Annotated in this window: 27 protein-coding genes; 25 read left to right on the top strand and 2 right to left on the bottom strand. The window is 63.7% G+C overall.

The features are described 5' to 3' along the window. Positions 1-42 precede the first annotated feature (42 nt). The 22 genes from AC1Q6C_RS31075 to AC1Q6C_RS30970 all read left to right on the top strand — a co-directional run bounded on the left by AC1Q6C_RS31075 (position 43) and on the right by AC1Q6C_RS30970 (position 20,659). Complete coding sequence (locus AC1Q6C_RS31075; protein WP_102999563.1) at positions 43-1,119, top strand: DUF8176 domain-containing protein; 1,077 nt, start codon at positions 43-45, stop codon at positions 1,117-1,119. Continuing rightward, complete coding sequence (locus tag AC1Q6C_RS31070; protein ID WP_492667019.1) at positions 1,116-1,973, top strand: hypothetical protein; 858 nt, start codon at positions 1,116-1,118, stop codon at positions 1,971-1,973. The genes AC1Q6C_RS31075 and AC1Q6C_RS31070 overlap by 4 nt, the downstream gene beginning before the upstream one ends. A 26-nt stretch (positions 1,974-1,999) precedes the next feature. Beyond that, positions 2,000-3,613 (top strand): cutinase family protein, encoded by a 1,614-nt coding sequence (locus AC1Q6C_RS31065; protein WP_492667018.1) that lies wholly within the window; start codon positions 2,000-2,002, stop codon positions 3,611-3,613. Between the two features lie 93 nt (positions 3,614-3,706). Beyond that, a complete protein-coding gene (locus AC1Q6C_RS31060; protein ID WP_083197738.1) occupies positions 3,707-5,404 on the top strand; it encodes a peptidoglycan DD-metalloendopeptidase family protein in 1,698 nt (565 codons plus the stop codon). Next, complete coding sequence (locus tag AC1Q6C_RS31055) at positions 5,401-5,988, top strand: hypothetical protein (RefSeq protein WP_243621735.1); 588 nt, start codon at positions 5,401-5,403, stop codon at positions 5,986-5,988. The genes AC1Q6C_RS31060 and AC1Q6C_RS31055 overlap by 4 nt, the downstream gene beginning before the upstream one ends. Continuing rightward, positions 5,985-6,674: a hypothetical protein gene (locus AC1Q6C_RS31050; RefSeq protein ID WP_219468684.1), complete on the top strand. Its 690-nt coding sequence runs from the start codon at positions 5,985-5,987 to the stop codon at positions 6,672-6,674. Before AC1Q6C_RS31055 ends, AC1Q6C_RS31050 begins: the two co-directional genes overlap by 4 nt. Positions 6,675-6,692: 18 nt before the next feature. Next, the gene (locus tag AC1Q6C_RS31045; protein ID WP_019750045.1) at positions 6,693-7,016 is read left to right on the top strand and encodes a hypothetical protein; all 324 of its coding nucleotides are present in this window, start codon (positions 6,693-6,695) and stop codon (positions 7,014-7,016) included. Next, the gene (locus AC1Q6C_RS31040) at positions 7,013-7,279 is read left to right on the top strand and encodes a hypothetical protein (RefSeq protein ID WP_064075286.1); all 267 of its coding nucleotides are present in this window, start codon (positions 7,013-7,015) and stop codon (positions 7,277-7,279) included. Before AC1Q6C_RS31045 ends, AC1Q6C_RS31040 begins: the two co-directional genes overlap by 4 nt. A gap of 44 nt (positions 7,280-7,323) precedes the next feature. After that, positions 7,324-7,974: a DUF8175 domain-containg protein gene (locus tag AC1Q6C_RS31035; RefSeq protein ID WP_492667017.1), complete on the top strand. Its 651-nt coding sequence runs from the start codon at positions 7,324-7,326 to the stop codon at positions 7,972-7,974. A gap of 28 nt (positions 7,975-8,002) precedes the next feature. Beyond that, the gene (locus AC1Q6C_RS31030) at positions 8,003-8,857 is read left to right on the top strand and encodes a DUF8175 domain-containg protein (RefSeq protein WP_065353074.1); all 855 of its coding nucleotides are present in this window, start codon (positions 8,003-8,005) and stop codon (positions 8,855-8,857) included. Then, on the top strand, positions 8,851-10,398 hold the full coding sequence (locus tag AC1Q6C_RS31025; RefSeq protein WP_065353075.1) for a hypothetical protein: 1,548 nt from the start codon (positions 8,851-8,853) through the stop codon (positions 10,396-10,398). Before AC1Q6C_RS31030 ends, AC1Q6C_RS31025 begins: the two co-directional genes overlap by 7 nt. A 55-nt stretch (positions 10,399-10,453) precedes the next feature. Next, a complete protein-coding gene (locus AC1Q6C_RS31020) occupies positions 10,454-11,944 on the top strand; it encodes an SCO6880 family protein (RefSeq protein WP_042925332.1) in 1,491 nt (496 codons plus the stop codon). Positions 11,945-11,975: 31 nt separating this feature from the next. After that, a complete protein-coding gene (locus AC1Q6C_RS31015; RefSeq protein ID WP_065353076.1) occupies positions 11,976-13,706 on the top strand; it encodes a putative type IV secretion/conjugal transfer ATPase in 1,731 nt (576 codons plus the stop codon). Next, positions 13,703-14,005, top strand: coding sequence for a hypothetical protein (locus AC1Q6C_RS31010; protein ID WP_219468676.1), 303 nt, complete (start codon positions 13,703-13,705; stop codon positions 14,003-14,005). Before AC1Q6C_RS31015 ends, AC1Q6C_RS31010 begins: the two co-directional genes overlap by 4 nt. Next, positions 14,006-14,257 carry a hypothetical protein gene (locus tag AC1Q6C_RS31005; protein WP_065353077.1) on the top strand — a complete coding sequence of 84 codons (252 nt, stop codon included), beginning with the start codon at positions 14,006-14,008 and terminating at the stop codon, positions 14,255-14,257. A 24-nt stretch (positions 14,258-14,281) separates the two neighbouring features. Beyond that, complete coding sequence (locus AC1Q6C_RS31000) at positions 14,282-14,542, top strand: hypothetical protein (RefSeq protein ID WP_492667016.1); 261 nt, start codon at positions 14,282-14,284, stop codon at positions 14,540-14,542. 88 nt (positions 14,543-14,630) lie between these two features. Continuing rightward, a complete protein-coding gene (locus tag AC1Q6C_RS30995; RefSeq protein WP_492667015.1) occupies positions 14,631-16,457 on the top strand; it encodes a type IV secretory system conjugative DNA transfer family protein in 1,827 nt (608 codons plus the stop codon). Next, the gene (locus tag AC1Q6C_RS30990; RefSeq protein ID WP_492667014.1) at positions 16,454-17,218 is read left to right on the top strand and encodes a DUF4913 domain-containing protein; all 765 of its coding nucleotides are present in this window, start codon (positions 16,454-16,456) and stop codon (positions 17,216-17,218) included. Before AC1Q6C_RS30995 ends, AC1Q6C_RS30990 begins: the two co-directional genes overlap by 4 nt. Next, positions 17,218-18,030 (top strand): hypothetical protein, encoded by an 813-nt coding sequence (locus AC1Q6C_RS30985; protein ID WP_042925340.1) that lies wholly within the window; start codon positions 17,218-17,220, stop codon positions 18,028-18,030. Before AC1Q6C_RS30990 ends, AC1Q6C_RS30985 begins: the two co-directional genes overlap by 1 nt. Positions 18,031-18,182: 152 nt before the next feature. Beyond that, positions 18,183-18,659, top strand: a complete 477-nt coding sequence (locus tag AC1Q6C_RS30980; RefSeq protein ID WP_064075292.1) for a hypothetical protein — start codon at positions 18,183-18,185, stop codon at positions 18,657-18,659. 211 nt (positions 18,660-18,870) lie between these two features. Beyond that, entirely contained in the window at positions 18,871-19,626 is a 756-nt protein-coding gene (locus AC1Q6C_RS30975; protein WP_051649728.1) for a Shedu anti-phage system protein SduA domain-containing protein, read from the top strand. A gap of 202 nt (positions 19,627-19,828) precedes the next feature. Then, entirely contained in the window at positions 19,829-20,659 is an 831-nt protein-coding gene (locus AC1Q6C_RS30970) for a hypothetical protein (protein WP_042925347.1), read from the top strand. Between the two features lie 40 nt (positions 20,660-20,699). Here AC1Q6C_RS30970 and AC1Q6C_RS30965 read toward each other — a convergent pair whose 3' ends face one another. Both AC1Q6C_RS30965 and AC1Q6C_RS30960 read right to left on the bottom strand, forming a co-directional pair. Continuing rightward, positions 20,700-22,460 carry a relaxase/mobilization nuclease domain-containing protein gene (locus tag AC1Q6C_RS30965; RefSeq protein ID WP_065353054.1) on the bottom strand — a complete coding sequence of 587 codons (1,761 nt, stop codon included), beginning with the start codon at positions 22,458-22,460 and terminating at the stop codon, positions 20,700-20,702. Further along, on the bottom strand, positions 22,457-22,855 hold the full coding sequence (locus AC1Q6C_RS30960; RefSeq protein WP_063836262.1) for a plasmid mobilization protein: 399 nt from the start codon (positions 22,853-22,855) through the stop codon (positions 22,457-22,459). The genes AC1Q6C_RS30965 and AC1Q6C_RS30960 overlap by 4 nt, the downstream gene beginning before the upstream one ends. A gap of 588 nt (positions 22,856-23,443) precedes the next feature. Between AC1Q6C_RS30960 and AC1Q6C_RS30955 the strand changes: the two genes are divergently transcribed. From AC1Q6C_RS30955 to AC1Q6C_RS30945, 3 genes are all read left to right on the top strand, one after another. After that, positions 23,444-23,791, top strand: coding sequence for a hypothetical protein (locus AC1Q6C_RS30955; RefSeq protein ID WP_219468657.1), 348 nt, complete (start codon positions 23,444-23,446; stop codon positions 23,789-23,791). A 152-nt stretch (positions 23,792-23,943) separates the two neighbouring features. Beyond that, a complete protein-coding gene (locus tag AC1Q6C_RS30950; protein WP_219468654.1) occupies positions 23,944-24,666 on the top strand; it encodes a CPBP family intramembrane glutamic endopeptidase in 723 nt (240 codons plus the stop codon). Between the two features lie 63 nt (positions 24,667-24,729). Then, positions 24,730-24,924, top strand: coding sequence for a hypothetical protein (locus AC1Q6C_RS30945; RefSeq protein ID WP_219468651.1), 195 nt, complete (start codon positions 24,730-24,732; stop codon positions 24,922-24,924). The last annotated feature ends 80 nt before the right edge of the window (positions 24,925-25,004 follow it).

Raw genomic sequence — 25,004 nt, 5'->3', positions numbered from 1 at the left:
TTAGTCGAAGTTCTTTTTCTTTGCACGAGAGGAAATATCGACATGTCAGGTCAGAACTGGTTTCCACCGTTGGACCCGACCGAGTTCGCCGACGAAGTGGACACGGGAGAGCAAACCCCAGACACCGACGTACATTCCGAGCCCGAGTCCGAAAACCCCGATGAGGAATCAGAACCCGACTCCCTACTCGACCATGCCGAAACTGTTGAGAGCGAACCGGTTTCGACCGGCAACGCTCCCTCGGCAGAGGAGACCGTTGTCGCTGCGGTGAGCCGACCCACCCAACACCTCACTCCCACATTCGAACTCGCAGATGAGGACGAGACCGGATCGGCGACCGATCCGGTCGTCTCTGAGTCCGTGGGTGTTGTCCGCACGCTCCCGGTCGTCACTCTCGCTGTCAGTGATCTGAATACACAACCGGATTGGGCATCGGAATGGGAGCTGCCGGCCACCGATCCGGAACCGACACCGACCATCCCGGATGAGGGGGAGCGGATCGGAATCCCCGAGCCTCTCCCGGGATCAGACCGGGCGCGTGGCCGGAGTCGCCGCACGAAAGCCGCTGTCGGGGGAGCTGCTGCTGCGGTGCTGGCCGTCCTGGTGGGCGGAACCGCAATTGCGCTGGCCTCCGGTTCCGACGAACCGGACGCTCCAGCCTCCCTCGAAGTACCTGGAACCACTACGGCTTTGCCGGCGGCGGGGACGTCTGTCGCCGGGGCGCAGGCCGCCTCGTCCTGGTGCCCGAGCAGCGTCAAGGGTGATGTCATCAGCGGGAATGGCCCTGGCGGTACCGGATCTGGCCCTGATGCGATCCTCGGATTTCAGTACGCCTTCTACGTCGATCGCAATGCGGACAAAGCGCGAGGCTTCGCCACTCCGGAAGCTGCGGCCACCCAACTGTCGACTTTGCAAGCCGGCATCGACGACGGCGTCCCGGTCGGCACCGAGCACTGTGTTCTGATCCGCCCGTCCGGTCAGCCGGGTGTCTTCGCCGTAGAGATGGTCCAAAAAGCCGCGGACGGCGCGATCGTGCGATATGCGCAAACCATCAGCACGACCGTGCGTGACGGAAAGACGCTGATCGCGGCCATCAACGAGAGCGTAGGCACGCCGTGACGTGGGCAGGGGACTGGCTGGGCGGCGAGCCGACAGAAGACAACGAATCCGACGAGACGCGGTCGGCACCGGTGGACGACACCGCACCGCCGCTTGTGCCCGGGTCCGAGGCAGAAGGCCCGGTCGATGAGGTTCCCGAGCCAGAAGATGCACTGATTCCGCTGGCACCGCCTTCTGCTGTGCTGATCGCCGGGGTTGCCGGTGGAGTCGGAGCCACCACGACAGCGGTCGGTCTGGCGAGTGCATTGCACACCGAACTCGTCACTGCTGCCGCCGTGGATACGACCCCTGCAGGTGGTGACCTGTCCGAGCGTGGCTGCGGGCGCGAGCTGAACCCCGGCCAATGGGCCTCCGAGCACGGGGTGCTGTGGGGTCGCCGCACGCTTGGGGAGCTGAGCGGCGACGCTGCGGCGCTCGCTTCCGTTCACTCGCTCCTGACCGCGTCCGGTCACTTTCCGGTCTACGACGCCGGAAATCCTTTGCGTGCAGAGCATCTCGCGCCGCTTCTGGCCGATGCGTCGGTCGTGATCGTCCTGGTGGTGTCCAGTCGCGGTGACTCCGTGAACCGTCTTCCCTCCGTCCTGGAATGGATCGAGAGCACCCTCGGCGCGCACACGTTGGCATCGGTCGTCGTGGCCGTCGTCGAGGTCCGTCCCGGTTCGACGCCGGTGGCCGATCACCTCAGTGCCCATATGGCGGGCCGGATCGGAGCGGTGCGCCTGATCGGTCACGACCGGTCGTTGGCCGCAGGAGGACCGATCGAGGTCGAGGCGATGGGCAGCGGTGTCGAGCAGGACTTCACCGCTCTCGCCGCCGACGTACGAAACCTCGGTGCAGCCGCGCCGACGCAGTGAACAAACACATCCGAAGGGAAATCCGCATGAGATATGCGAGAGGGATCACCACAGCGGTGACGGCCACGGTCGTCCTCGCACTGGCAGGAACCAGTCTGGCGAACGCCGCACCCACCTCAGGCGACTCCGCACCGATGCCCTGCACCGCTTTGGGAGTCTTCGGTGTTCAGGGGACCAACCAGTCCGCGCCGGATGCCGACCCCACCATCGACAGCGGCTTCCTCGGCATGTCGGTGATGGTGCCCTTGCTCCAGTCCGCTGCCGGTGAGGTCTCACGGATGCTCGTCCCGTACGCCGCCGACTTCGGTTGGCGGGGAGCGACGTACGAGCAGTCGATGACCGAGGGGGTCGACAAGACCAGCCAAGCGATCGCCGACTACGCCGACCGGTGCCCCTCGTCGATGATCGCCGTGACCGGATACTCGCAAGGCGCACAGATAGCGGACACCGTCATCCGCAATATCGGCAGCGGCAAAGGCCCGATCACAGCGGACAAGCTCGCCGCCGGCGCATTGTTCTCGTCCCCGAATCGCCCGCAAGGTGCCAGTACCTTCCCCGGTGGCTCGTCCGGGCAGAGTTCACCGACACCACCCAAGGGCGTTGCCACCTCTGCCTTGTCGGATCTGACGGTGACCACCCCGACCCCTGCTGACGGCGGCGGCATAGCCCCGAACTACGCCGCCTCGTCCGGGTACGGCTCTGTTGCCGGCCGCGTCGCTTCGTTCTGCACCGACGGCGACCTCGCATGCGCGACACCACAAGATGCGACGCTGGCCCGCACGGTCACCAATATCGCTGGGCAGCTGCACCTCGAGCAGCAGGATCCGCAGAAAACTCTCCTCGACCTCGCGGGCGCATTGGGTGGGGCGACAATTCGCACCGCCGCCGACGTCGTCAACGACGACATCAACTTCTCGGGCGGCCGGTTCACCGTGCAGTCGTCCGGAAAGACCATCCTCGGGCGCCTGTCCACGAATTCCGATCCTCGCTCCGCCACTCCGGACGCGGACGCCGATGTCATCCGGGCAGTCATCAAAACCGGGGTCATGGGATTGCAAGCGGGCATCGCGGTCGCGAAGAAAGTCCTCACACTGGACACGATCGGCGCCCTCGCCACCGTCGGCATGGCCAATCCCCCTGCTGCACTGGGCATCTTGGCAGCGAAAGTCGGGGATGCGGCAATGAGTTTGTTCCCGCCGTCCACCGGCACCCAAATCCAGAAGTACATCTACAACGAAGTCCAGCGCGGCATTTCCGACAACAAGGACCTGCTGAAGATGGCAACGCAGGTCAAGTACTGGGACACGGCCCGCAACCACGGCACCTACGACTCGATTCCCGTGGGAGGACAGGGACAGACCCCGGCGAAGTTCACCGTCGAGTGGTTCTCCACCCTCGCGAAAGAACTCTCGTCCGGATCCACGTCGGCCGGGGCTAGCACCACGAAAACAGCCTCGCCGACGACTCGTCCGAGCGGGACGCCCTCTGCGGCCCCCTCGTCGTCGACGCCGCTGACCAGCTCGGTGTCCGCCACGACCTCGGCGGTTTCTCCCGAAATCGTCGGGCCGGGCGGCGCGTTCGCGCCTGCCCAGATCCCGACTCCCACCCAGGCGCCGGCCGCCGCACCGCCCGCGCAGTGATCGGTCGGCGGCCCACGGAACTCCTCTGCTGCGCCGCCGCCCAGCAAACCCCGGGACGCACTGACGTCCCACTCCAACCGAAGGGACCATCTCGTGTCAGATGACAGCAGCAGCGGAGGCGTCGGCGGCACCATCGCCGTTGTCGGTGCCGCAGCCGTCGCGTTCCTTCTGATGATCATGGCCGTGGTGGTCGTTCTCGTTTCCGAGGACGAAGAGTGCGCTCCCGTCGAAAACGGGGGCGGCCAGGTCGCCGCTGCTGGTTCGCTGGTCAAGCCCACCAAGTCGTCCGAAACAACGGACACCTCTCCGTTCGGTCCGCGATGGGGCACCGAACACAAAGGACTCGACCGTGCAGGTCCGGTCGGTACCCCGATCTACGCGTTCACCGACGGCCGCATTCGGGAAGCCGGTCCCGCTGACGGCTTCGGGAACTGGATCATCGTCGATCACGAAATCGAGGGCCACGTATACAGCTCGGTTTACGGGCACATGTTCGACGACGGTGTGATGGTCCGCGCCGGAGAGCAGGTCCGCGGCGGTCAGCAGATCGGGGCGATCGGCAATGCCGGCGGCTCGACCGGGCCGCACCTTCATTTCGAGGTGTGGGACGGCGGTCGTCTACCCGACGGCGCCGGTACCGCGGTGGATCCGCAACCGTGGATCGACAAGGCCGCCGAACCCGGCGAGGCTCCCGCTGCGCCCGCACCGACTTCCCCGGGCTCGGGCGATGCGGGTGATGAAGGTTCCGGGTTCGGAGGTTTGGACGGCCGACAGTTGGCGATCGCGAAGCAGATCGTCGCGGTCGGTGAAGTCATGGGCATTCCCGATCGCGGCGTCGTCGTCGCGCTCGCAACCGCAAGCCAGGAATCCGGCTTTCGCATGTACGCCAATGACGGCACCGATCCTCGCCTCGAAGCCGATCAGAAGGACGTGGGCCGATCCCTGGACTTCCCACACGATGCTGTCGGACGAGATCACGGCTCCGTCAATCAGTTTCAGCAGCAGTACCCGTGGTGGGGAACGCTCGAAGAACTGATGAACTCTGCCACTGCATCACGCAAATTCTACGAAGCGCTGGCCAAGCAGAGCGGGTGGGAATCGCTACCGATCACCGTCGCAGCACAGAACGTTCAAGGATCGCTGTACCCGGACGCGTACGCCGACGACGAGCCGATCGCCACCACGTTGGCGGCCAAGTTCAAGGGCGCCGGGGCGAACATGTCCGAAGCCGACCTCGCATCCATCGCAGCTGGTGGAGCCATCGCCGTCGCCGACGGCGGCAGCGCTGCCTGCAACGATCAGCAGCCCGCACCCGGTAGCGGCGGCGGCGAGGGTCCAGCCAGCGAGTTCGGACGAGCCGTCATCCTGGCTGCCTCGCGCTGGATCGGTACCCCGTACGTCTGGGGCGGTGGCGACACGAACGGCCCCACCGGCGGCGGATTCGACTGCTCAGGTCTGACGCTGTACGCGGTCTACCAGGCATCCGGCGGACGAATCAGCCTGCCGCACTTCACCGGATCGACCGCAGATCCCGGACAGCTCTACGACTCACGCGGCGCAGAAGTCCCCATCGACCAGAAACAACCCGGCGACCTGATCTTCTTCGGCCCCGCCTCGAACACGCACCACGTCGGCATCTACTACGGCCTCGAGAACGGCGAAGAAATGTTGCTTCACGCTCCGACCGAAGGCCAGACCGTCACCATCGCTCCGTTGTCAGGGATGTCGGGAGAACAAATGCACGTCCGCCGCTTCGGCGCATCACAACCGCAACCGCAGGAGGCACGATGACACACCGGACTGACCGCAGACCGATGAGGTTGACCGCATTCGCAGCCATGACCTTCGCTGTTCTCGCACTTGTCGGATGCGGCCGCAGCAATGACCACGACCACCCGATGGATGAGGGCGGCCCCACCCAATCATTGACTGTTCCCGCCGATCCAACTCTGCCGGAACCGTTTTCCTCGGTCGATCAAAGCGATCCGGAAGCCGTGATGGTCGCGGCCGCGCAAGCTCTGTTCTCGTACACCCCCGGGGCGGACACCAACCAGATCGACGCCGCGAACCGGGCAGCACCGTTGCTCGACGAGCGGTACTACACCGACAACGCGTCGTCCTTCATTGCTCTGGCACCGATCACCGGCCGCCAATGGGAGTCCTGGCGTGAGCAGAACGCGGTGGCCACGGCCACGGCGACGGTGACCGCCGACAATCACCCCGAGGACAAGCCCGCAAAGGTCTCACGAGTCGTGGCAGTGACGGTGACCGCCGTCGATGCCGGCGGCCGGGAGATTGATCGGGTTCCGTTCGCGGCGTACATGACCGCCACCAAGCTCGGTGTGTGGCGCGTGAGCGCGGTGATGGTCCGATGACCAGCGCATATGCCGATGTTCCGCGCCGCGGTGCTCCGATGCCGAGCGGTCCACGCATCGCGGGGGCTGTGATGCCCGGGATCGATGAATCCGCTCCGATCTGGGAAGGCCCAATCGAACGTGAGGCTCTGACCCCGGCCCGGCCGCTTGTCTGGTTTCTCGGAGCTACCGGAGGTGCCGGAGTCTCCTCGCTGACGCGTTCCCTCGCATACGCGGGGGACTGCCAGCGCGGCTGGCCCGGATACATCGGTGACCTACCGGGCGCGGACTCGCCGCTGGTGGTGCTCGTTTTTCGCACGACGATGCACGGCGTAGAGCGTGCTCATTCACTGCTTCTGCAACACGCCGCCGGTGGCACGCCGGAAGGAACACACATCCTCGGCGTCGTGTCCGTCGCCGACAGTGATCGCCCACTGTCCAAGCCGGTCCGGAACCGTCTGGCCGTCGTCGAGTCGCTGGCGCGCTCGCTGGCCGGGCACTGCTGGGACGTGCCGTGGCTCGAACCTTGGCGGGTCATGCCTCCTCGTGAGCTTCCCGAGTGGTCTCCGTCCTCGACGTTGCCGGCCGACAAGAAAGCGGCGCGTGACCCGACGAAATACCCCGTCGCCCCGGTGATCGCTCTCCACGACCAGATCCGAGTCGCAGCAGCAGCTCGGGTGAAGGAAATCAGTTCTTCCGCAACATAACTCGAAAGGCACCTTCTCATGAACGCACTCCACACCATCAACACCTACATCCTCGCTCAGCAGCCCGCGCCCTTCCCCTCGCCTGGACAGGGCGGGGACGTGATCGACGTTCAGATGACCACTCCGCCGTCAGGCGACAAGTTTCAGATCCTGCTCGGCGTCGGCCTGTGGGCGGCAACAGCTTTCCTGATCGGACTGGGAATGATGGCCGGCGTCAAGTTCGCCCAGTCGTTCGCCGACGGCACCGCCGGACGCGGCGAAAAGATGATGGTGGTCGGTGTCGCCGTCGGCGCGATCATCACGTCCTCCGCCGCCTCGTACGTCACCTGGTTCATGGAGTGAGTACTTCGATACTGGCCGCAGGCGGCGGCATCAAGATGCCCGGCGAAGACGTCCTGGTCCCGCTCGGGCAGATGCTCGGGGTGTTCCTGTGGTTCGTCGCAGCCGGTCTGATCGTCGCCGCGATGCGCGCCGGTGTCGAAGTCGCGCACCGCTTCGACGACGGCGAAGTCACCGGCCCCGGAATCCGGCGGTTGATCGCGATCGCCATCGGCGCCATCGTCACCGCCTCCGCAATCACGTGGGCGGGATGGCTCCTCATCTAGCCCGTCTCGATTCCACTACTCACTTTGCGAAAAAGAAGGAAATCATGGCAATTCACCGTTACCGCCTCGTCGGCGCCCTCGTCGCCGCAGCTCTCGCGCTGTCGGTGGCCACCGCGTGCGGATCGTCGCAGGAGGACCCCGGAACCGGCACCGCGGCGGTCGACACCAGCGCAGCGCCGCAGCAGGTGCAGTGGGAGAGCTACCGCGGTGTCGCTGTCCCTGTCTCCGCTGTCGACGGACCGACGAGCGTTTCGGCGAAGATCCCGTTCGGATACAGCCGAACACCCCAAGGGGTGGTGATGGCCGCCATTCAGGGCCAGAGCCGTCTCGCACTCGCACCGGACGAGACCTGGGCGCAGACCGCACAACTGCTGACCGCCCCTGGCCGGGGCCGTGACGCGTACGCCGTGGCGCGGGTGATGACCTCCATCACCACCGAAGCCGATCCTGCTCAGACAGCCCAGTTCGCCGGATTCCGCATCGAGGACTACAGCCCCGACGAAGCCGTGGTGTGGCTGGCGACACGGATGCCGGACGCTGCGCTGTCTGCGTCGCCGACCTCGCTGATCTGGCAAAACGGCGATTGGAAGATCACTCTCCCTGATCCGCAGCCCGAGACCTCCGAAGCTGCGCCCACCGATCCAGTGCCGTTGACCTCGCTCGACGGATACACCGCCTTCTCCTACGCCGACTGATCTTCCCCCGACTTTTCAGGAGCCACCCGTGAGTAACCGCACCGAACCCCGCGAGACGACAGAAGGATCGCGCCTTCGCCGCACCGGCGAGTGGTTGGCGACCAGCCGCACGACCGGGATTGCCGCTGCCGTGTTCTGCGCGCTTCTCTCGGTGGTCGTGGCCGTGGCCGTGTTCATCGCCGTCACCCGCGACGACGATTCCGCCGGCGCCGGCGCCCCCACTGCCACCCAGCCGCCCGCGACGGCACCAGCAAAACCCGACAGCGGCACTGCATTCGGCGTTCCGTCGGCGGATCTGTTCGGCCGCGTGATCGCCAACCCCGTCAACCCGCGTGGTCAGGCGTTGCCGCAGTCGCCGGCAGATCGCCCCTCGTTCAAGGAAGGTGACCCGGTCCCCGCTCCGGAGGGGTTGATGTGGCAGCAAGTCGGTCCGTTCATCCTGCCGTTCTCGACCTCCGACGGTCCCACTCGAGTAGATGGCCCATTGGCCACGGGTTTCGCTCGCACCCCTCAGGGCGCTGCGCTCGCTGCCTGGCAGATCAGCATGCGGACGGTCATGGACCAGGAATCACTCGATGAGGTCTTCGACAACCAGATCGAACCCTCGACGCGGGGGAACAAGGCGTCGTGGGCGCCGAAGAAGTGGATCGACTGGAGCCAGCTGCCCCCTCAGTACATCCCGGCGGCATTCAAGATTTCCGGTTGGAGTGCTGACAACTCGTTTGCGGTCGTGGAGGTCGCGGCCCGCGACAAGACTCCGGGCTCCTGGTTCACCACTCGCTTCGAGGTCGTCTGGCAGGACGGTGATTGGAAGATCCGTCGCCCGTCCACCCAGCTGCCGCCGCAGACGATCACTTCGCTGACGGGGTGGACCCAATGGTGAAGCGTCTGGCTGCGATCGCGGCTCTGCTCCTGGCTGTGCTGGTCTTCGGGCCGGTCGCGCTCGGGCATGCCCAGCCCCCGGCAGGTGATCCGGGCACTTCGGAAACCGGGCAGGCGCCGGCTGACGACGACATGTATGCCGGTTGCCGCGACGTCGGTGATTCCGTACCGGTCGTCGGTGGGTTCCTCGAGCGGTTCTGCGACTTGGGCACTGCTGTGGCCAATCCACAGGACGCGGCCGGCGAGTTCGCCGACGGGATGTGGAAATCGGGCGTCGGCAAGGCCGCCGAAGTGTTCCTCGACGGTTGGAAAAAGGGCATCACTTTCATGCTGACGTGGTGGATGACCAACTCGGTCACCGGCGCGGTCGGAAACAGTGACACCGAGAACACCGTCTGGCAAGTGCACCAATTCTTGCGAATATTCCAGATAGCGGCGTTCATGATCTCGGTCGGGATCTCCGCTCTCAAACTCGCCTGGGCCAAATCGCGTCTGGCGCAGCAACATGCCGAAGAAACGGCAATGATGTTGACCCGCACAGTGTTCGCGTCCTGGACTCTGGTTCCGCTCATCCTCGCCGGTGACGAACTCTCCCGAGCAGCGGGTGTGTGGCTGGTTCAAGCGATGGTCGGAGAGAACATCGACGAAGCGGCGAACAAACTCCTCGCCGTCGCCGAAGTCGGCCCTCTCCTGGGTCCGGGCTTGATTTTCGTCTTCGCGATCTTGGGCATCGTCGGAACCGCCGTGCAAGCGGTGTTCATCATGATGCAGATCGCGATGCTGCGCCTCGTCCTCGGATGGGCGCCGATCGCGGCCGCCGCATCAGGAATCGGCAGCGCCGGAATGCAGGCCTGGACGAAGCTACGGAATTGGGCGGTGGTGTTCGCACTGTTCCCGTTCGTCGCTTCCAGTGTGTACGGGATCGCTTTCCTCTCGGCCGCCGGTGCTACCGACGCACAAGGTGTCTTTGCCGGAATGATCCTGCTGACACTCTCGTGCCTGACGATGCCGGCGTTGGCGAGGCTGATCGTTCCTGCGATGGGTTCGATGGCCGGCGGCAACGGCGGCGCGGTGCTGGGCGGAATGCTCGCCGCGACCGGCGCGAGTATGGGCGCTTCGATGATCCAGTCGATGTCCTCCTCGGCTGAACAGGATTCCGGGTCCTCTTCGTCGTCGAGCGTTCAGGGCGGCCCGAGTACGGAACCGACCGGCTCCAGCACTCCCTCATCCGGGTCGAGCTCACCGGCGCCCTCGGGCGGTGGCACGGAAGCTGCATCGAGCGGTCCCTCTGGGGCAGCGACCGCGAGCGGTTCGTCCGGAGCAGCATCCGGTGGCGCATCCGGAGCAGCATCCGGCGGTGCAGCTTCCGGCGCGGCCGCGGCCGCTGGTCCTGTCGGTGCGGCCGTCGCCGTCGGGCAGGAAGTCTCCGACCGGATCGGCAGCGCTATGGGCGCCGTCGCGTCGACGATCGGCGACAGCGCCGCCGGAGCAAGTGGGGGCGCGGACGTTCCGGACGAGCCGCAAGGTGGGCGGTCCGGATGAGCGCACACCGCACCGCACCGTTTGACCTCATTGATTCCATCTTCAAGGAGCAGCTATGAGCACCGAAGCACCGGCCCGCCCGAACACCTACGGTGGTCTTCACGAAGCCCCCTCGACGTACCTGTTCGGTGTGTCGAAGAAAATGTTTTACGTCTTCGCGTCGGGCATCGTGGCCGGCATCGTTGCACTGCTCGCGGGGTTTTTCGTCTCCGGAGCGGTGATCCTCGGCGTAGTGGTGCTGACCTGGGCGCCGCTCGCTGCACGCATCGGCGGCAAGTCAGGGTACGAATTCGCCACTGAACTCACCGGGTGGCGCAAGCAGCGTCGGCGCGGCCAGCACATTCTGCGCGCTGGTTCTCTCTCGAATGCGCCCGGAGGCCGAACCCGAGTCCCGGGAATCGGCGCTCCGATCGAAATGTGGTGGGGAATCGACAAACTGGGTCGACGATTCGGAATGAGTCATCTACCGAAACTGCATCAGTACACGATCAGGCTGCGTTGCTCTGTGCCCGGATACAAGGGTGTCGAACAGGGTCAGGTCGACCTCGACGTCGCCAACTGGGGCGAGTTCATCAACCTCAGCGGACAGACGCCGGACATCGAAGCGATCGCCACCATCATCGAGACCCTCCCGGAGACAGGCGCGCGGCAAGACGCGGAAATCACGCGACTGTGCAAACCCGGCACCTCTGAACTCGCACAAGCGGTGGTCCGCGAATCGGGGACCGGCGTGCGTCACGGAATCCAGTTGCACACCCACATGGCGCTCACCTTCACCGCGAACACGGAAGCCAAACGCAAGGATCCGATGGCGATGATTGCCGATCTGGCAGAACGTCTTCCGTCGATCTGCGCGAACCTCGGCACATTCCGCGTGACCGCTGTCCCGATGTCCGATCACGAAATCTCCGCAGTCGTGCGCCGCGCATACGATCCCCGCCCGGTTGTCGAAGCTGAGGTGGAATCGTCACTGCGCAGCGGAGAGATGTACGTCGACTGGCTCGATGCCGGCCCGATGACGGCCGAGGAAACCAAAAACACCTACTTCCACGAGGGAGCGGCCTCGCGGACCTGGGTGATGAACGCACCCCCGTCCGGTGCCCGCAACGAACGGATTCTCAAAGCACTTCTCGAAGGTCATGGCGACGTCCCGCGCAAGCGCGTGACACTGATTCACCGGCCGATGTCCCCGGCCGACGCCGTGAACGCAGTCGAGAGCGGCTACGTCTACGCAGTCGGTGAACGCAATGCCCAACGCGGTATCGGGTCGGTCCGCGCAGACCTCAAGGTCAAGGCAGCAGACCGTACTCGCGTCGAGGTCGGCAACGGTGCCGGCGCGACAGCGGTCTCGCTGATCGTCACCGCGTCGGCAAGTACCGAAGCCCAGCTCGACATTCAGGCCGACACGATCGAATCCCTGGTCGCCGGGTGCTCGACGAAGGTACGGCCCGCATGGCGATACCAGGCAGCGGCATTTCTCTCGGGCGTCGGAGTCGGGGTCTATCTCCAAGACCACGCAACGACGGCGAAAACCTTGCAGGCCTGAACCGGCCGACCACCACCGACAGGAGAAAACGATGAGTGTGATGTTGCGCCGCCGGATCGCAGACCTGACCGGCACGTACGAACCCGGACGCAAGAAGCAGAATGCTTCCCTGCGCGATCCGATGGCAGCGGCACGCAAACGCCGCCAGGCAGAGGAAAAACAACGCATCGCGGACGAGAAGGCAGCGGCGAAAGCCGCCGAACTCGCACGCGACCCTTCCCGAACCGAACCGAAATGGCGCCGCGCCCCCAAACTCACCGACCGCGGTTTCGCCGGCCACGGCGGCGGCAAGATGGGCGTCGTACCCAAGCCGCCGGAGTTCCGCGGCACCAGTGTGCAGGCGTGTGGGCTCTCCCCGTGGGTAGTAGGTAGCACTTATCCGATGGTCGGAACCCCGCTCGGGAAAGATCCCGACGGCATCTCGTTCCACTACGACCCGATCACCGCCACCTACCGTTCACGCCGACAGAACACCCCCAGCGTGTTCATGCTCGCCCTCCCCAGTAACGGCAAGTCCACGGTGGGCCGCAAACTCGTCAGCGGCGGCATCGCCCAAGGTCACATCCCGTTCGTGTTCGCCGACACCAAACCCGACTTCACCAAGGAAATCGAAATCATCTGCGGCGATCGCGGCAAGATCGTGCGCCTGGGACACGGCGAGGGGTACCTCAACCCGCTCGCGATCGGAGCTCTCGGGTCGGTGATTCCGCTGCTCGCGGACTTCCCCGACTTGCAGAAGAAGGTGATCAAGCAGGTTCACCAACGCCGCAAGCGAGTGATGCAGTCGCTGTGCGAGATTGAGCGCGGAACAGCGCTGACACAGGCCGAACGCAACATCATCACCGCGGCGCTGCGCCTACTCGAAAAGGACCCCCGTTTCGGGTACGACAATCCGCCGCTGATCTCGGATCTGCTCACGTTGATCGAGAACCCGCCGGAAGAGTTGATGCGCAAGGCGTACACCCGCGACAAGGACAAGTACCTCGCCAAGGTCGAATCCCTCCTCGAGACGCTGTCCGCGCTGCTCGACGGCGATCTCGGTGAGGTGTTCTCCCAGCAGACGACCACCCCGATCGACTTCACCGGCGAGGATCGACCGACCGGTGTGTGCGTGGACATTTCAGCGCTCAGCCACGGTGACACCAAGCTCGAAGCTGCGGTGATGGCCGCATGCTGGGAGGACGGATTCGGCGCCATCGAAGCCGCACACGTCCTCGCCGATTGCGGACTTCGCGACCGGTTGCTCTTCCTGGCGGTGCTCGACGAATTCTGGCGAGTCCTCGCCGGCCCCGGAATGGTCAGCCGCGTCGACGCCCTCACCCGCCTGACCCGCACCGTCGGAACGGCGCTGGTGATGATCACCCACACCGTCAAGGACCTCGAATCACTCGAAATGGACTTCGACATCATGAAGGCCAAGGGCTTCATCGAACGCGCCGGAGCGTTGATCGTGGGCGCCTTGACCTCGGACGAAATGGACAAACTCGACTCCATCATTCCGTTCACCCGCGCAGACAAGGCATGGGTCTCCGCGCTGTCGTCCCCAGCCGGCTACGACGCCCAACTCGAAAAGCCAGGACCACCCCCAGGCCGAGGGTTTTTCCTGCTCAAACAGGGCACCGAACGCATTCCAGGGCACCGTTTCGAGACCGTCCTGACCCCCACGGAGCTGAAATACCAGTGGCACGACACCGACAGTCGGTTCGTCGACGCCACCGACGCCGGACACGCGGCACAGACAGCGAAGGACAACGCGGCATGAGCGGCAAACGCAGCACCCGCGGCAACCGCTACGGAGCAGAGGTGCGCAGTGCCACAGTCGCTTTGGTCGACAAGCTGCGCCCTCAGTATCCGTCTCTGTGGGCAACGATTGAGCGTGTCTCCGCCGATACCGGCATCCACACCTCCACCGTGCGGGCATGGTGGCGGCAGCGGGAAGGCGCAGACGCCGTGAAACCGCAACCGTGCGCCCCGGATTCCGAAATACATTCCCTCCGCGTCGAACTCGAAGCACTACGCGAAGTGAACCGTGAACTGATCGCCGCGAACAGAGGCCTGTAGATGACGCATATCTTCCTTTACAGCACCGCCACCGAAGCCGGTGAGCCGTCCGCTGCGCTGCAAAGCGCCGTACAGAAGATGCACGACCTGGTTGCCGACCTCGAAACGAAACACCGATTCGTTGCAGTACAGGGCCATTCGCACACCGTCATCCCCGCTCAAGTAACGGGAACATCGTTGACGGGCAGACCACGTGCCGGTTACGCCGTCACTTTGACCACCGTCGTCGAGATACCGACGGACAACACGTAAATCCGACAGTTGGGAAACAACATCATGTTTGGACGATTCGCGAGTGGATCGAGTGACGGGCAAGCTGGTGCGCTTTTGGAGAGCGTCATCACAGGCCTGACCATAGCCGTTTTCGTGATCGCAGCAGTCAGTGTGCTGTTCGGACTAGCCGCGGTCGCCGACGCCGCGTACGTCCGCAAGACCGGCCGGAAACCGCGCATTTCACCGAACGTCAACGGCCTCCGCCTGATCGTCTTTTCACTGACCGCAGTCGCCCTCGTCGTCCTTCTGCGGCTCATGTCCTGACCGGAGTAATCAACCCACAACTATGCCCAACAATTTTCCGCCGAAGTTCTTCTCTGTAAACAGTTTCCGACACCGCAGGAGGTAAATCATGAGTAAGGGTTCCGTGCGTGATCCCAGTCAAGGTGACGTGGCGTTCGAGGTGCTCGGTGTGTGCGCCGGGATCGCGGTTGCCGGCGTCGTCGGCGCCTCTGTCGCGATGCAGTTCGGCACCGAGCAGGATGTTCCGGTCAATCCGATGGCGATGGTCGCGGGCCTGATCAAGGGCGATCTCGTGTGGGAGTCTGGCGCGAGCGTAGTGGCGATTGCCTTCGCCTTGGCGTTGATCGTGCTGGTTGCGGTGGGCATGTGGTTGTTGATCCTGCGCAAGCGGGACAGCACCCGCGTCGACGAGCTGGCCAAGTACATGGGCCGCGGTCGCGACATCGCTTCGTTGACGGAACAGGCATGCCGGGCAAAAGCCGAATCCTTGCAGGTGCGGCTCCGTCCCGACGACGTTGTCGGCATTCAGCTCGGGTACCTGTTGCTGCCGAGCAAGCCGGTGTTCGGGTCGGCCCCGATGTTGCGCGGCAGCTGGGAGGACCTGCACGTCGATATTTGGGGTCCTCGCACCGGTAAGTCGACCAGTCGCGTCATCCCCGCAGTTCTCGATGCTCCCGGCGCAGTCCTGACGACGTCGAACAAACGCGATGTCGTCGACGCGACCCGCGACGTTCGAGCGGCGATGGGTTCGCAAGTCTGGGTGTTCGATCCGCAGAGGGTCGCCAATGAGGAACCGAGTTGGTGGTGGAATCCGCTCACGTGGGTGACCGACGAAGTCAGGGCCGCCGACCTGGCCGATCATTTCGCCTCCGGTGACGACGGACTCGAAGCGAAGACGGACGCATTCTTCGATCCGGAAGGAAAGGATCTGTTGGCGGCACTGTTCCTGGCTGCGGCACTCGATCGCCGCCCGATCACACAGGCATATACGTGGGTCACGGACGTGCAGAACCAGGAAGCGGTGAAGATCCTTCGCCAACATGGGTACGGATTGCAGGCGGACGGCCTGGCCGGGCAGTACAACGCACCCGACAAACAACGCGGCGGTGTGTTCGGTACTGCCAAGAAGATGATCCGCTCGCTCAAGATCAGGACGATTCATCCCTGGGTGACGTCGGACGGTTTGTCCGATCCGCGGCCGCATTTCGATCCTCGTGAATTCGTTCGTTCCGGAGGCACGCTCTACAGCCTTTCCCGCGAGGGCAACGGTTCGGCCGGCCCACTGGTTACGGCGTTGACCGTCGCCGTGATCGACGCAGCCGAAGAAATCGCGACCACCTCGCCGAAGGGACGTCTGCCTGTTCCTCTCGTCGCTCCTCTCGACGAGGTGGCCAACGTCGTGCGCTGGTCCAAGCTGCCTAGCCTCTACAGCCACTACGGTTCACGCGGAATCATCATCATGGCGATCTTGCAGTCCTGGTCACAGGGCGTGGAGGTGTGGGGCGAACGCGGGATGAAGAAACTGTGGTCGGCGGCGAACGTCAAGGTCTACGGCGGTGGTGTCGCCGTCGATGACGGGGTGTTCCTTCGGGACATGTCCACCGCGATCGGTGACCATTGGGAGATCACCGGGTCGGTCACAGCCTCCTCGCAAGGCCGATCCACTTCCAAGCAGCGCACCAAAGTTCGTACGTTCACCGAATCCGAACTCGAAGCACTGCCACGTGGCCGGGCGATCGTACGTTCCTCCGGTAACCGGCCTGTGATCGTACGGACGGCGCCGTGGATGGCCGGCCCGCACGCCGACCAGATCAGGGCGTCAATCGAAGCCCACGATCCGGCAGCCCCGGCGACGTTGGCGGAAGCAGAAGAAGGCCTGTCCGAATGGCTCAAGCCAGACCACGCGGGGGCTGCGTGTGAGGCGGTGTCGCTGTGAACGCGCCGTTCGAGCCACCACCGGAGGACGATTTCGATCCGGGTGAGGCTGACTATCTGCCGCCGGAAGATGCGGACTATCCACCCCCATCCGCGGACACGCCCCTCGGCGGGGGAGATGAACCAAATGTCGAAGCGCCGCTGAGCGAGAACCTCGAGGCGATGGTCGGCAAGGCAGTTCTCAAGCGCATCCAGAAGGAAGCCGACGCGATCGCTGAAGCGAAGTGGGCGGAAATCCTCACTCCGGAGCTGTACGCGCGACTCGAAGCCGCGGCGGCGGCCCGGTTGCTGGCGCAGCTCGAGATTTCACTCGCCGATCCGGAACCGGAGCCGGAGCAGCCGGCAGAACCGGAACTGGTGTTCGGATCGGTAGAGGAGTTCGTTCGCGAACGCATCGCCCCTGTCTATCGGCGTGAGGTGATCGAGGGGACATCAAGGAACTGGTGCACGCAGTGGTGGAAACACGCCGAAGCTATCTCCCGGTTGGAAGCCCTGTGGCGCGCATGGGAGCGTCTGCGCCTGGATCCCTCGACCGGGATGAGTGTGTGGTGGCGCGATCACGCCGACCACCACATGGCGCAACTTTTCGATCCAGAGGGCACGTTCAAAGCGTGCTCGGTCCGCAGCGGTCATGCCGGCGGCGACTTCGCGATCGTGCCCTTGCCGACTGAACCCGCACCGTCGTCGATGTTCCCCGACATGCGTCTCTCCCCTGAATCCGCGCCCACAGCGGCGTCACCCCACAAGGAAGGCAACAACTGATGTCAGAGCACGACGAAATCGGTGAGGTCAATCAAGAACTCACGCGCATGTTCCGGGTCGGCTTGCAGTCTGCGTCCCGTCTCGCAGAGCAGATGGGTCGCGCACGTGAGAAGCAGATCCGCGACGCCGAAGCGAAAAGCGTGCAGGCGGCCCGCGAACTGCGTGAGCGGCTCGTCGCCGAGCGCAGCGCGATCGAGGCACAGCTACGACCGGTGATGACGGACCGCTGGTGGGAGGACGCTTCCCATGCGCAGATCGCCGACAGCTGGCAGCAGGCCCGCGGCTGGCAGGACCACTCGCAGCCCGCGGCCGACGCCGCAGATCGCATCCGCAAGGAAGTCCAGACACGATACGGAATAGATGCGGCCGCCCCCGGGATCGACCCGCGAGAAATCGAGAACCTGCTCCAGGCCGCCGAAGAAGCCAAGCGGGCCGCTGCCGCCGAACAGGAACTCGCCGAACGCGAGAACGTGAAGGCCTCGGAGCTGATGGCTGAGGCCGATCGGCTCGACAAGACGGCGACAGAGGCCGAAGGTACGCCGGCCGAAACTGAAATCGCCGAAGACGCAGACGCTCATCGGGCGGCTGCGGAAGCCGAGTACGACTCGGCTGAACGGCGCGATGCCCTCGCCGCCGACATGAACGCCGGAGGAGTGGACCAGGAAACGATCGGCGCCCGGATGACGGCCGATCTCGACCAGGCCAAGCATCCCCGAGGAGCGGTGCAGACCGGGACCGGTAAACCGCCGGTCGCAAGGAAAGGACGTCCGAGCAAGGGCCGCAGCCAGGAACGCCAACACGCCGGCCGATAGCCGACCACCCCGCGATCTACGAAGGAGACCGACCGATGTGGCCGTTCAAGCGACGAACAGTGCAGCAGAAGACCGACACACCATCCGAAACGAGCCCGCCACCAGAGGCCCCGGAGCCCCAACCTGTCTCGGGGCCATCGAGGTGGCCACGCTTGGCGGCCCCGGACACGTACGGCCGATTCCTTACTGAGGAGGTCGGGCTGACTTTGATGATTGGCACGTTCAATCACGCGGTCATGCACCCGCATGGTGACACCGCGGTACGAGTACCTGCCATCACCTTGTCAGTGCCCCCAGGCTCCGGTTTCGACTTCGCCCATCCCGAGTACGGCTTCGGTGGCTGGATCGACCCGCCCGCTGAGCGCGTCCTTCGACTCTGGGCCGACGACCTGCTGACCATCTCGCACGGCGACGTGTGGCGATTCGTGGTTGCCGGGGAGGAACCGTTCGACCGTGAATGGGTCGAGACGATGTTCCCGCCGGCTCCTTCCGGTGACGACTTTATTCCCGAACGTGCGCTGGTCGTCGTGCAATTCGGTGACGCCCGACAAGGCGAGTTCGCATTGACGGAGCTCGACACGTCCCCGATGACGCTGACATATCTCGAGGACCTGAGGACAGAACCCTGAGATTCCTCCACCCCTTCATGACTCCGACTTCGGGATCCGTGCACAAGCGCGGATCCCGAAGCTTTGCCCGTCGACCGACCTCAGCTGCTGCCATCGGCGCGTTAGAGGAAGGCCGTAACTACTAATCGACACGGTTTGCACGTCTCACCGCTGAACAATCAGATTTGTCCGTAGAGTCACGGAAACTTCACTAAGTGCGAGGAGAAATTGCATGTCAGAGATCATTCCCGAGGACCCTTGCGACGAACCGAACGTCGATGACGTTTCACTGGACGAAGACGAGTGGGCAGCGATTCTTCAAGACCACAAAGATTACGAAGCGCGCAAAGCTCGACAAGCAGAGGCAGAACTATCGCTTACTGAATTTTCCGTCACGTGGGACACCATCACGCCCGACGACGTCGACGAATTTCGCCGCGCGCTCCACGACGCGAAAGACGAACGGGATATGCAGAAATTCTTGTCCTCCCGACCCCACCTGCTGGTGCAACCGCTAGCCGGTGGCCACGGGAGATGGGTCATTCCAGAGAAGAAATTCGGCGATCATTTCAGAAGCGACTACATGATCGCGGAGAACAGTTCACTGGGGTTTGAGTGGCTCGCGGTGGAGCTCGAAGGCCCGCAACGCCAGATGTTCAACAAGGATGGCCGCCCCAACACATGGCTTCTCCATGCCCTCCAACAGATCGACGACTGGCGCGGATTCATGGAGAGCAACCTCCAGTATGTAAGAAATCCTCGGCACAAGGATGGCCTCGGGCTCGTCGACATCCATTCCAATGTGCGTGGCCTTGTGATCATCGGTCGTCGCCACGAGACGCCTCCGCGTACGAACGCAACCCGACGGAGGCTCGCCGCCACTCACAATGTCGACATCCACTCGTGGGATTGGCTCGTCGAACGCGCTCAAATGCGCTCAGATGAGCTGGAGGGCGGGCGTAGGAGAAGGGCCGAGGAATCGGATTAAAGCCCGAAGGCCAGAACAAGCCAAGGAGTCGATAGTGGTTGCCGACCGAAGAGTTGATTTCGGGTATGAATACTGCTGGATCATCTGTCCTTCCTGCAGGGATAGAACTCGGCTGACCTTTGAGCAGTACGTCACCGGTGAGCGAGTACGTTGCGTTCACTGTGGTGACACGGTTACAACGGAGGACGAGCACGATCTGGCTGTGTCAGCGCCTGACGATGTCGCTCTCGATCCGAGCGCTCTGTCGGGTGTGGCTTGGTACCACACCTCCACGTACCGCGAGTGGCCTCCGATGAACGACGAACCGACGGACTCGGCGATCCATCTTGGAACCTACGAGGCCGCTATCGAAAACATGTTGCGACGGATGCGTAACGAGTCAGATGCTGACTCCCAGTTCCACCTTCACAGAGTCACGCTTTGCGTCGATCCCAAAGACGTGACAGATGTGCGTGGGGAGGCCAGCAACTGGGTCGGTCTCACCGCTCAGTCGGTAGTGCGAGCGAACGGCCATCGTGTGCTGCGGTATATCAACCGCCATGAGCACAAGGGGTCGATCTCGCTCGCTGTCGTCCCCGCGGTGATCGCGACAGTGCAGACGGTCGCCATCCCATTTGCGACGTGCGATCGTCCGTGTGCGGCCGCGGCACAAGCAGCAATCGCGTATGCGTCCGAATGCGCCGCGATCGAGGCTGCACGTCCGGACACGTCTGGAATCGGAAGGCTCGAGCGGCGATTCCCTAAGACCGCCAAGGACCCGAAGGTGGCCGCTATCGCTCACGCTGCAAAGGCCTGCGACGATGCCTCGTCGCAGGCCTTTGCGCAGTTTTCTAAAGCGCTAGAGGATTCCTACCTTGCAGGAATAGCGGCGCCCGTACGAACCATGTTCGTTGGTGCTCTTCAGTCCAAAAAGTTCGACAGCGCTACAGACTGGAACGAAACTTTCTGCCGTGTCGCTGAACTTCTCACTGCACCAGATCGTGTCATTGCGGCGCTCTCGACAGCACCGACTCGAGTCCTAACCGGTGACTAAAGGGCGCCTGGACCCGTCCGCCTCCTGATCTCTTTTCGCGCTAACGCTCGGTGCCGTGGTCCCGGTTCTTTCCCGCTCGGGCTTGTTCTCGTTGAGGATCGAGTCGGGGAGGAATCGGTGATGGACCTCGCTTCGCTGCTTCCCGTGCTGAGACAGGGAAGTCGCCAGCTGCGAGTGTTGCCGCGTCATCGGCGGCCGGTTCCGGCAGAGTGGGTGTCTCCGTCGTGATCTCGACTTCTGCAATCGGTCGTTCGAGGACCGCAACGCTACCTTCGGTCGCGACGTGCTCGACCTCCGAACGAGACTGCGGCATCTGCCGGTGGATCGCTTCGAGTTCCAAGCGCGCGGTCATCTCGAGGTCACGCGCCCGGCTCAAGTCTCCGGCTGCGCGATGTGCGGCGGCGATCGCTTCAACTGACTTGATCAGTTGACGCATCAGCAGCGCGTACGACGCTGCCTTGCCGAGCTGTGGGCTTGTTTGCATCAAGATCAGCGCCGCACCCCCGGCGGAGACGACGCCCGCTTTCTTCGGTGCATGCTGATGTGCAGGGATCTGTGAGGATCGGGCTAGTTGCTTCGCAGCGTGGGCAAGGGGTCCGGGTGTGGCCTCGGTGCGGACTGACCATGCGTCGAAAACGCCGGCGGTGCGGCCTGCCGCGCGTGCCCATTGTGCTCGGTCGGTGGCAGGAATCGAAGCAAGGTATTTGTTCCAGGCTGCGATGTCGCGGGCAGCTCGCTCCAATAGCTTCGGGTCGAGCATTTTCGCTTCTCGTCCGGGGCGCGCGGCGGGACGCTCGCGCCGTGCGCTACGCCATTCGTCGACGGCTTCCGCTGATGCCGCAGGGGTGTCTTCCCATTCCTTGCGGAGCCGCGGGAGGGTCAAGTCTTTAGCCAGGTGTCCGCCGCCGTAGAAGATCGGTTTGGCATCGGTTCCGGTGGCATCGCGGTCGGGTCTGACGGCTACCTTGTAGCCGACTACGACGTCATCGCGTCCGGAGGCGAAGCGGGGCCGGACGATCAATCCTTGCCCGCGAAGTCGGCGTACGAATTCCGCTTCGGACTTCGACGATGTCGCGCAGGCGCGCACGCGCCGTGCGAGGAGATCGCGGTCGAGTTCGGTCTGCCCGTTGCGTACTGCGCGCGCATTTTCGGCGCGGTGGTATCCGCGTTCGCCGGTCTTGCTCTGGCGGGACTCGATGACAGCGAGGCCGTGTTCGCGTTCGATGCGTGCGGCCGCGACGCTTGCTCGTTTCCAGTCACGGTAGAGGTTGACCTTGGTTCCGTCTTCGCGCACGGCGGATGCGGCGATGTGGATGTGGTCGTTGCCCTTGGCGGACACTCCGTGTCGGACGGCGACCCATCTGGCGGGACTGCGGCCGGAGGTGTCGGTGAAACCCATTTCGTCCATGAACTCGGTGGCGATCTTGTTCCACTGCTCGTCCGTCAGCTCGCCTTCGTCGGCTTTGAGTGAGAGCGAGCAATGCCAGACATTGCCGTCGCGGTACGGGTCGATCGGGTCGCGGACCTTCTTGCCGTGGCTGTCGCGGACGTCCTGGCCGGCGTCGTCACGCAGGTAGTTCGGGATCTTGATTTCGGTGCCGAACACTTTGCGGGGTTGGTCGATCTGCTTGCCGATCGCGAGAGCGTCGACGCCGCTGAGTTCGTTGTCGTCGTGCCACGCCATGATCGCGTAGTCGCCGGCCACCAGATGGGGGTCGGTGTGCTCGTTGCTCTTGCCCGGACCAGCGAGGTACGACATCAGGCCGGCAACTTTGGCGCCGCGGGAAATCTTGACGATCACGGCGCGGACATCTCGTCGAGGGTGCCGTGAATGCGGTCCGCAAGTCGACGCACGCTGACCAGTGCGCCGTTCAGTTCGGCAGGGATTTCACCGGTCGCGTTGGTGGCTTTGGCCATCTGGTTAATGTTGATGGAAATTGCCGACAGCAACCGGAACGCGGAGAACAACTCGGCGGCAAGATCGCGCCGATCGGTAGCGGTTTCACCTGTGTCTGAGAGGGCGGACTCGACCATCAGCCGCGCCACAGTGATGCGCGCTTCCTGCGCACGGCGCAGCAATTCGGACTCCTCCTCGGGAGTCACCTTCACCACGTGTCGGCCAGCTCGACCGCCCGGCACATTCTCCCGGCGTTCACGACGGAACCGGCGGGGTCGACTGACTTCGTCTTCACTCATGTCCGTCGTGCCTCCCTTCGGCCCAGCGCAGCGCCCCCACCACGTGGGGCTACACGCCAGTGTCTCAGGTCCAGAGCGCAGCGGCAAGACCTGACACAACTTAGGGCACCTAAGTTACTATCTTGCTCTGCCGGTGCTTAGATTTAGGGGTCACTTCCGTCCTGAGTCTCGTCCCCGAAATCTCAAAAGCGCCAGGACGAGCCTGCGAGTTCCTCCGGTCTCGAATTCGTCCCCATTTGGGGGCTGGTCCCGATTGTGGGTGCCTGAGACGCAGCGGAGCGGAGAGGGAAATCTCGGGCATCCACATGAGGATCGGAGCAGTCCCGATCTGTGGTCGAATCTCGGAGAAAAGAAGATGCGCCGCGCGGAGCGCGTCGATACGCAGTTCGGGTAGTTGATGTTGCCCACAGGTAGGCACCGGGGTTCTCGGCATTGGGCACACACCAGATTCCTCCGCTCCGCGTCTGGTGTGCACACAACGCCGCCCCGGACACCCACCCGTGGACAACGGGACGAGTCTCGGCGAGTTGCGCTTAGCGCACGTTCAGTGGTGCACAGGCGGGCGAGATTTCTCCTACGATGTAGCGCATGAACACGACACCGAACACACCAGACTTCGACGCACTCGATGCAGCTATCAAGGCGGAAGCCGAAGAGAAGATGAAGATCATCCGTGTGGTGGCGACCGCACACAAGGAACTGCTCGATACGCGCGAGGAGTTCGCCCGCAAGGACGCCGCGAATACGGGGAAACTCGATGCGGCCTTGACCGAAGCGCTGCGCGTCGGATTCACCGAAGCCTCGATTAAGCAGTGGCGTGTCACTGGTGACCGTAAGACTGCCGGAAGGCGGTCGAGCACGAAGAGGGTTTCGTCGAAGAAGTCTGCCGATTCGGCGGTCGCGGCACCGGCAGTCAGCCCGAAGAGCAACGAGTGACAGGCGGACTGCCGAGAGTCGCCGAAGATGAGGTTGGCTCTCGCAGTTCGATGCCCCCGCGGCCGTCGCGCCGTATGGCGCTACATCTCTGGCAGGAGCGAGTACTTCCCGGGCGTGTCTTCGATCGCTGTTTTATTGGTGTCGCGCTCGGCGTGACGATTGCGCTGTCCGCTACCGCTGTCGCCAATCCGAAGATCGACATCATGATCCTGCTGCCCCTGAGCGGCGTCGTATTCACTGTTCTCGTCTGGGAGTCGCGAAAGTCTGGATCCCGACGACCGAAGTTTGATCGTGGTGAATGGTCTCGAACAGGCCGCTGGATGTGGGTCGGGGTTCGGAGATCTCTGAAGTGGCTCGGGTTCGTGGTTCCCCGACCGTCTTCGCGCTCTCCAGTGTGGGTGCGAGTAGCTGTGTGGGGTGTGCTCCTCCCTTCGCTTCTCGGTTTGGGCTTGTTTCTGATGTGGTTCGCGATCGGGTCCCTCGATCCTGAGCTGTTCACTGTGACCGATCCCGAACAGATTGCGGCGAGACAGCAGCGACGTGATCAGTACCTGCGAGGAGGAATCCTCACAGCACTGGCTACAGCGTTCATCGGTGCGGCACTCGCGGAGGAAGTCATATTCCGGTCAGTCGTGTTGGCGGTGCAGCGTGCGCGACCCCGGAACTGGGTCCTCCTGACAGGGATCTCACTGCTGACCGTGGTGGCTTTTGCGCTCGTTCATTCAGACTTCGGTACCGGCAACGTCGTCAACGCTGGTGTGAACGCAATAGCGTTTACGGCCATCGCGCTCTACACGCGCTCGTTATGGCCGGCGATCGCAACGCACGGCGTCTACAACGCGATCATCATGGTCGGGAACTATCTGACGATGTGACTACTGCCCGATCTTCACGTGGAGTTTGATGTACGACCGAAAACGAATCGAAAGGATCTGAGTATGGCTGAGGAGCACACCATCAGTACCCGCTCTGCATTGGAGTCGACGCTGTATCAGGCAACGAAGCATCTGCGTGTGATCACTGCTGCGGATCTCGCGGCCGTCGTCGACGGTCACACCGTTGAATCTGAATCGGCAGTGCCGATCGACATTGCGTTTCCACCACCGGGGAACACGGAGCATTTGTTCAACTGACATCCGGTGCGCCGCGCTGCAATGGTGGCGTACCGAGATACTGGCGCAGCGCTTGTTCGGGCTCGATGCCCGAACAAGCG

It is taken from the genome of Rhodococcus sp. MT28, from assembly GCF_058792695.1.
This window is presented reverse-complemented; position numbering and strand designations above follow the sequence as displayed.

Excerpts from the sequence above, each read along its gene's own strand:
- AC1Q6C_RS31000 (WP_492667016.1), top strand. The coding sequence starts at position 14,282 with ATGTTTGGACGATTCGCGAGTGGATCGAGTGACGGGCAAGCTGGTGCG.
- AC1Q6C_RS30945 (WP_219468651.1), top strand. The coding sequence starts at position 24,730 with ATGGCTGAGGAGCACACCATCAGTACCCGCTCTGCATTGGAGTCGACG.
- AC1Q6C_RS31065 (WP_492667018.1), top strand. The coding sequence starts at position 2,000 with ATGAGATATGCGAGAGGGATCACCACAGCGGTGACGGCCACGGTCGTC.
- AC1Q6C_RS31055 (WP_243621735.1), top strand. The coding sequence starts at position 5,401 with ATGACACACCGGACTGACCGCAGACCGATGAGGTTGACCGCATTCGCA.
- AC1Q6C_RS31045 (WP_019750045.1), top strand. The coding sequence starts at position 6,693 with ATGAACGCACTCCACACCATCAACACCTACATCCTCGCTCAGCAGCCC.
- AC1Q6C_RS31025 (WP_065353075.1), top strand. The coding sequence starts at position 8,851 with ATGGTGAAGCGTCTGGCTGCGATCGCGGCTCTGCTCCTGGCTGTGCTG.
- AC1Q6C_RS31010 (WP_219468676.1), top strand. The coding sequence starts at position 13,703 with ATGAGCGGCAAACGCAGCACCCGCGGCAACCGCTACGGAGCAGAGGTG.
- AC1Q6C_RS31075 (WP_102999563.1), top strand. The coding sequence starts at position 43 with ATGTCAGGTCAGAACTGGTTTCCACCGTTGGACCCGACCGAGTTCGCC.
- AC1Q6C_RS30955 (WP_219468657.1), top strand. The coding sequence starts at position 23,444 with ATGAACACGACACCGAACACACCAGACTTCGACGCACTCGATGCAGCT.
- AC1Q6C_RS30975 (WP_051649728.1), top strand. The coding sequence starts at position 18,871 with ATGTCAGAGATCATTCCCGAGGACCCTTGCGACGAACCGAACGTCGAT.
- AC1Q6C_RS30995 (WP_492667015.1), top strand. The coding sequence starts at position 14,631 with ATGAGTAAGGGTTCCGTGCGTGATCCCAGTCAAGGTGACGTGGCGTTC.
- AC1Q6C_RS31005 (WP_065353077.1), top strand. The coding sequence starts at position 14,006 with ATGACGCATATCTTCCTTTACAGCACCGCCACCGAAGCCGGTGAGCCG.
- AC1Q6C_RS31035 (WP_492667017.1), top strand. The coding sequence starts at position 7,324 with ATGGCAATTCACCGTTACCGCCTCGTCGGCGCCCTCGTCGCCGCAGCT.
- AC1Q6C_RS31020 (WP_042925332.1), top strand. The coding sequence starts at position 10,454 with ATGAGCACCGAAGCACCGGCCCGCCCGAACACCTACGGTGGTCTTCAC.
- AC1Q6C_RS31015 (WP_065353076.1), top strand. The coding sequence starts at position 11,976 with ATGAGTGTGATGTTGCGCCGCCGGATCGCAGACCTGACCGGCACGTAC.
- AC1Q6C_RS30985 (WP_042925340.1), top strand. The coding sequence starts at position 17,218 with ATGTCAGAGCACGACGAAATCGGTGAGGTCAATCAAGAACTCACGCGC.
- AC1Q6C_RS30960 (WP_063836262.1), bottom strand. The coding sequence starts at position 22,855 with ATGAGTGAAGACGAAGTCAGTCGACCCCGCCGGTTCCGTCGTGAACGC.
- AC1Q6C_RS31050 (WP_219468684.1), top strand. The coding sequence starts at position 5,985 with ATGACCAGCGCATATGCCGATGTTCCGCGCCGCGGTGCTCCGATGCCG.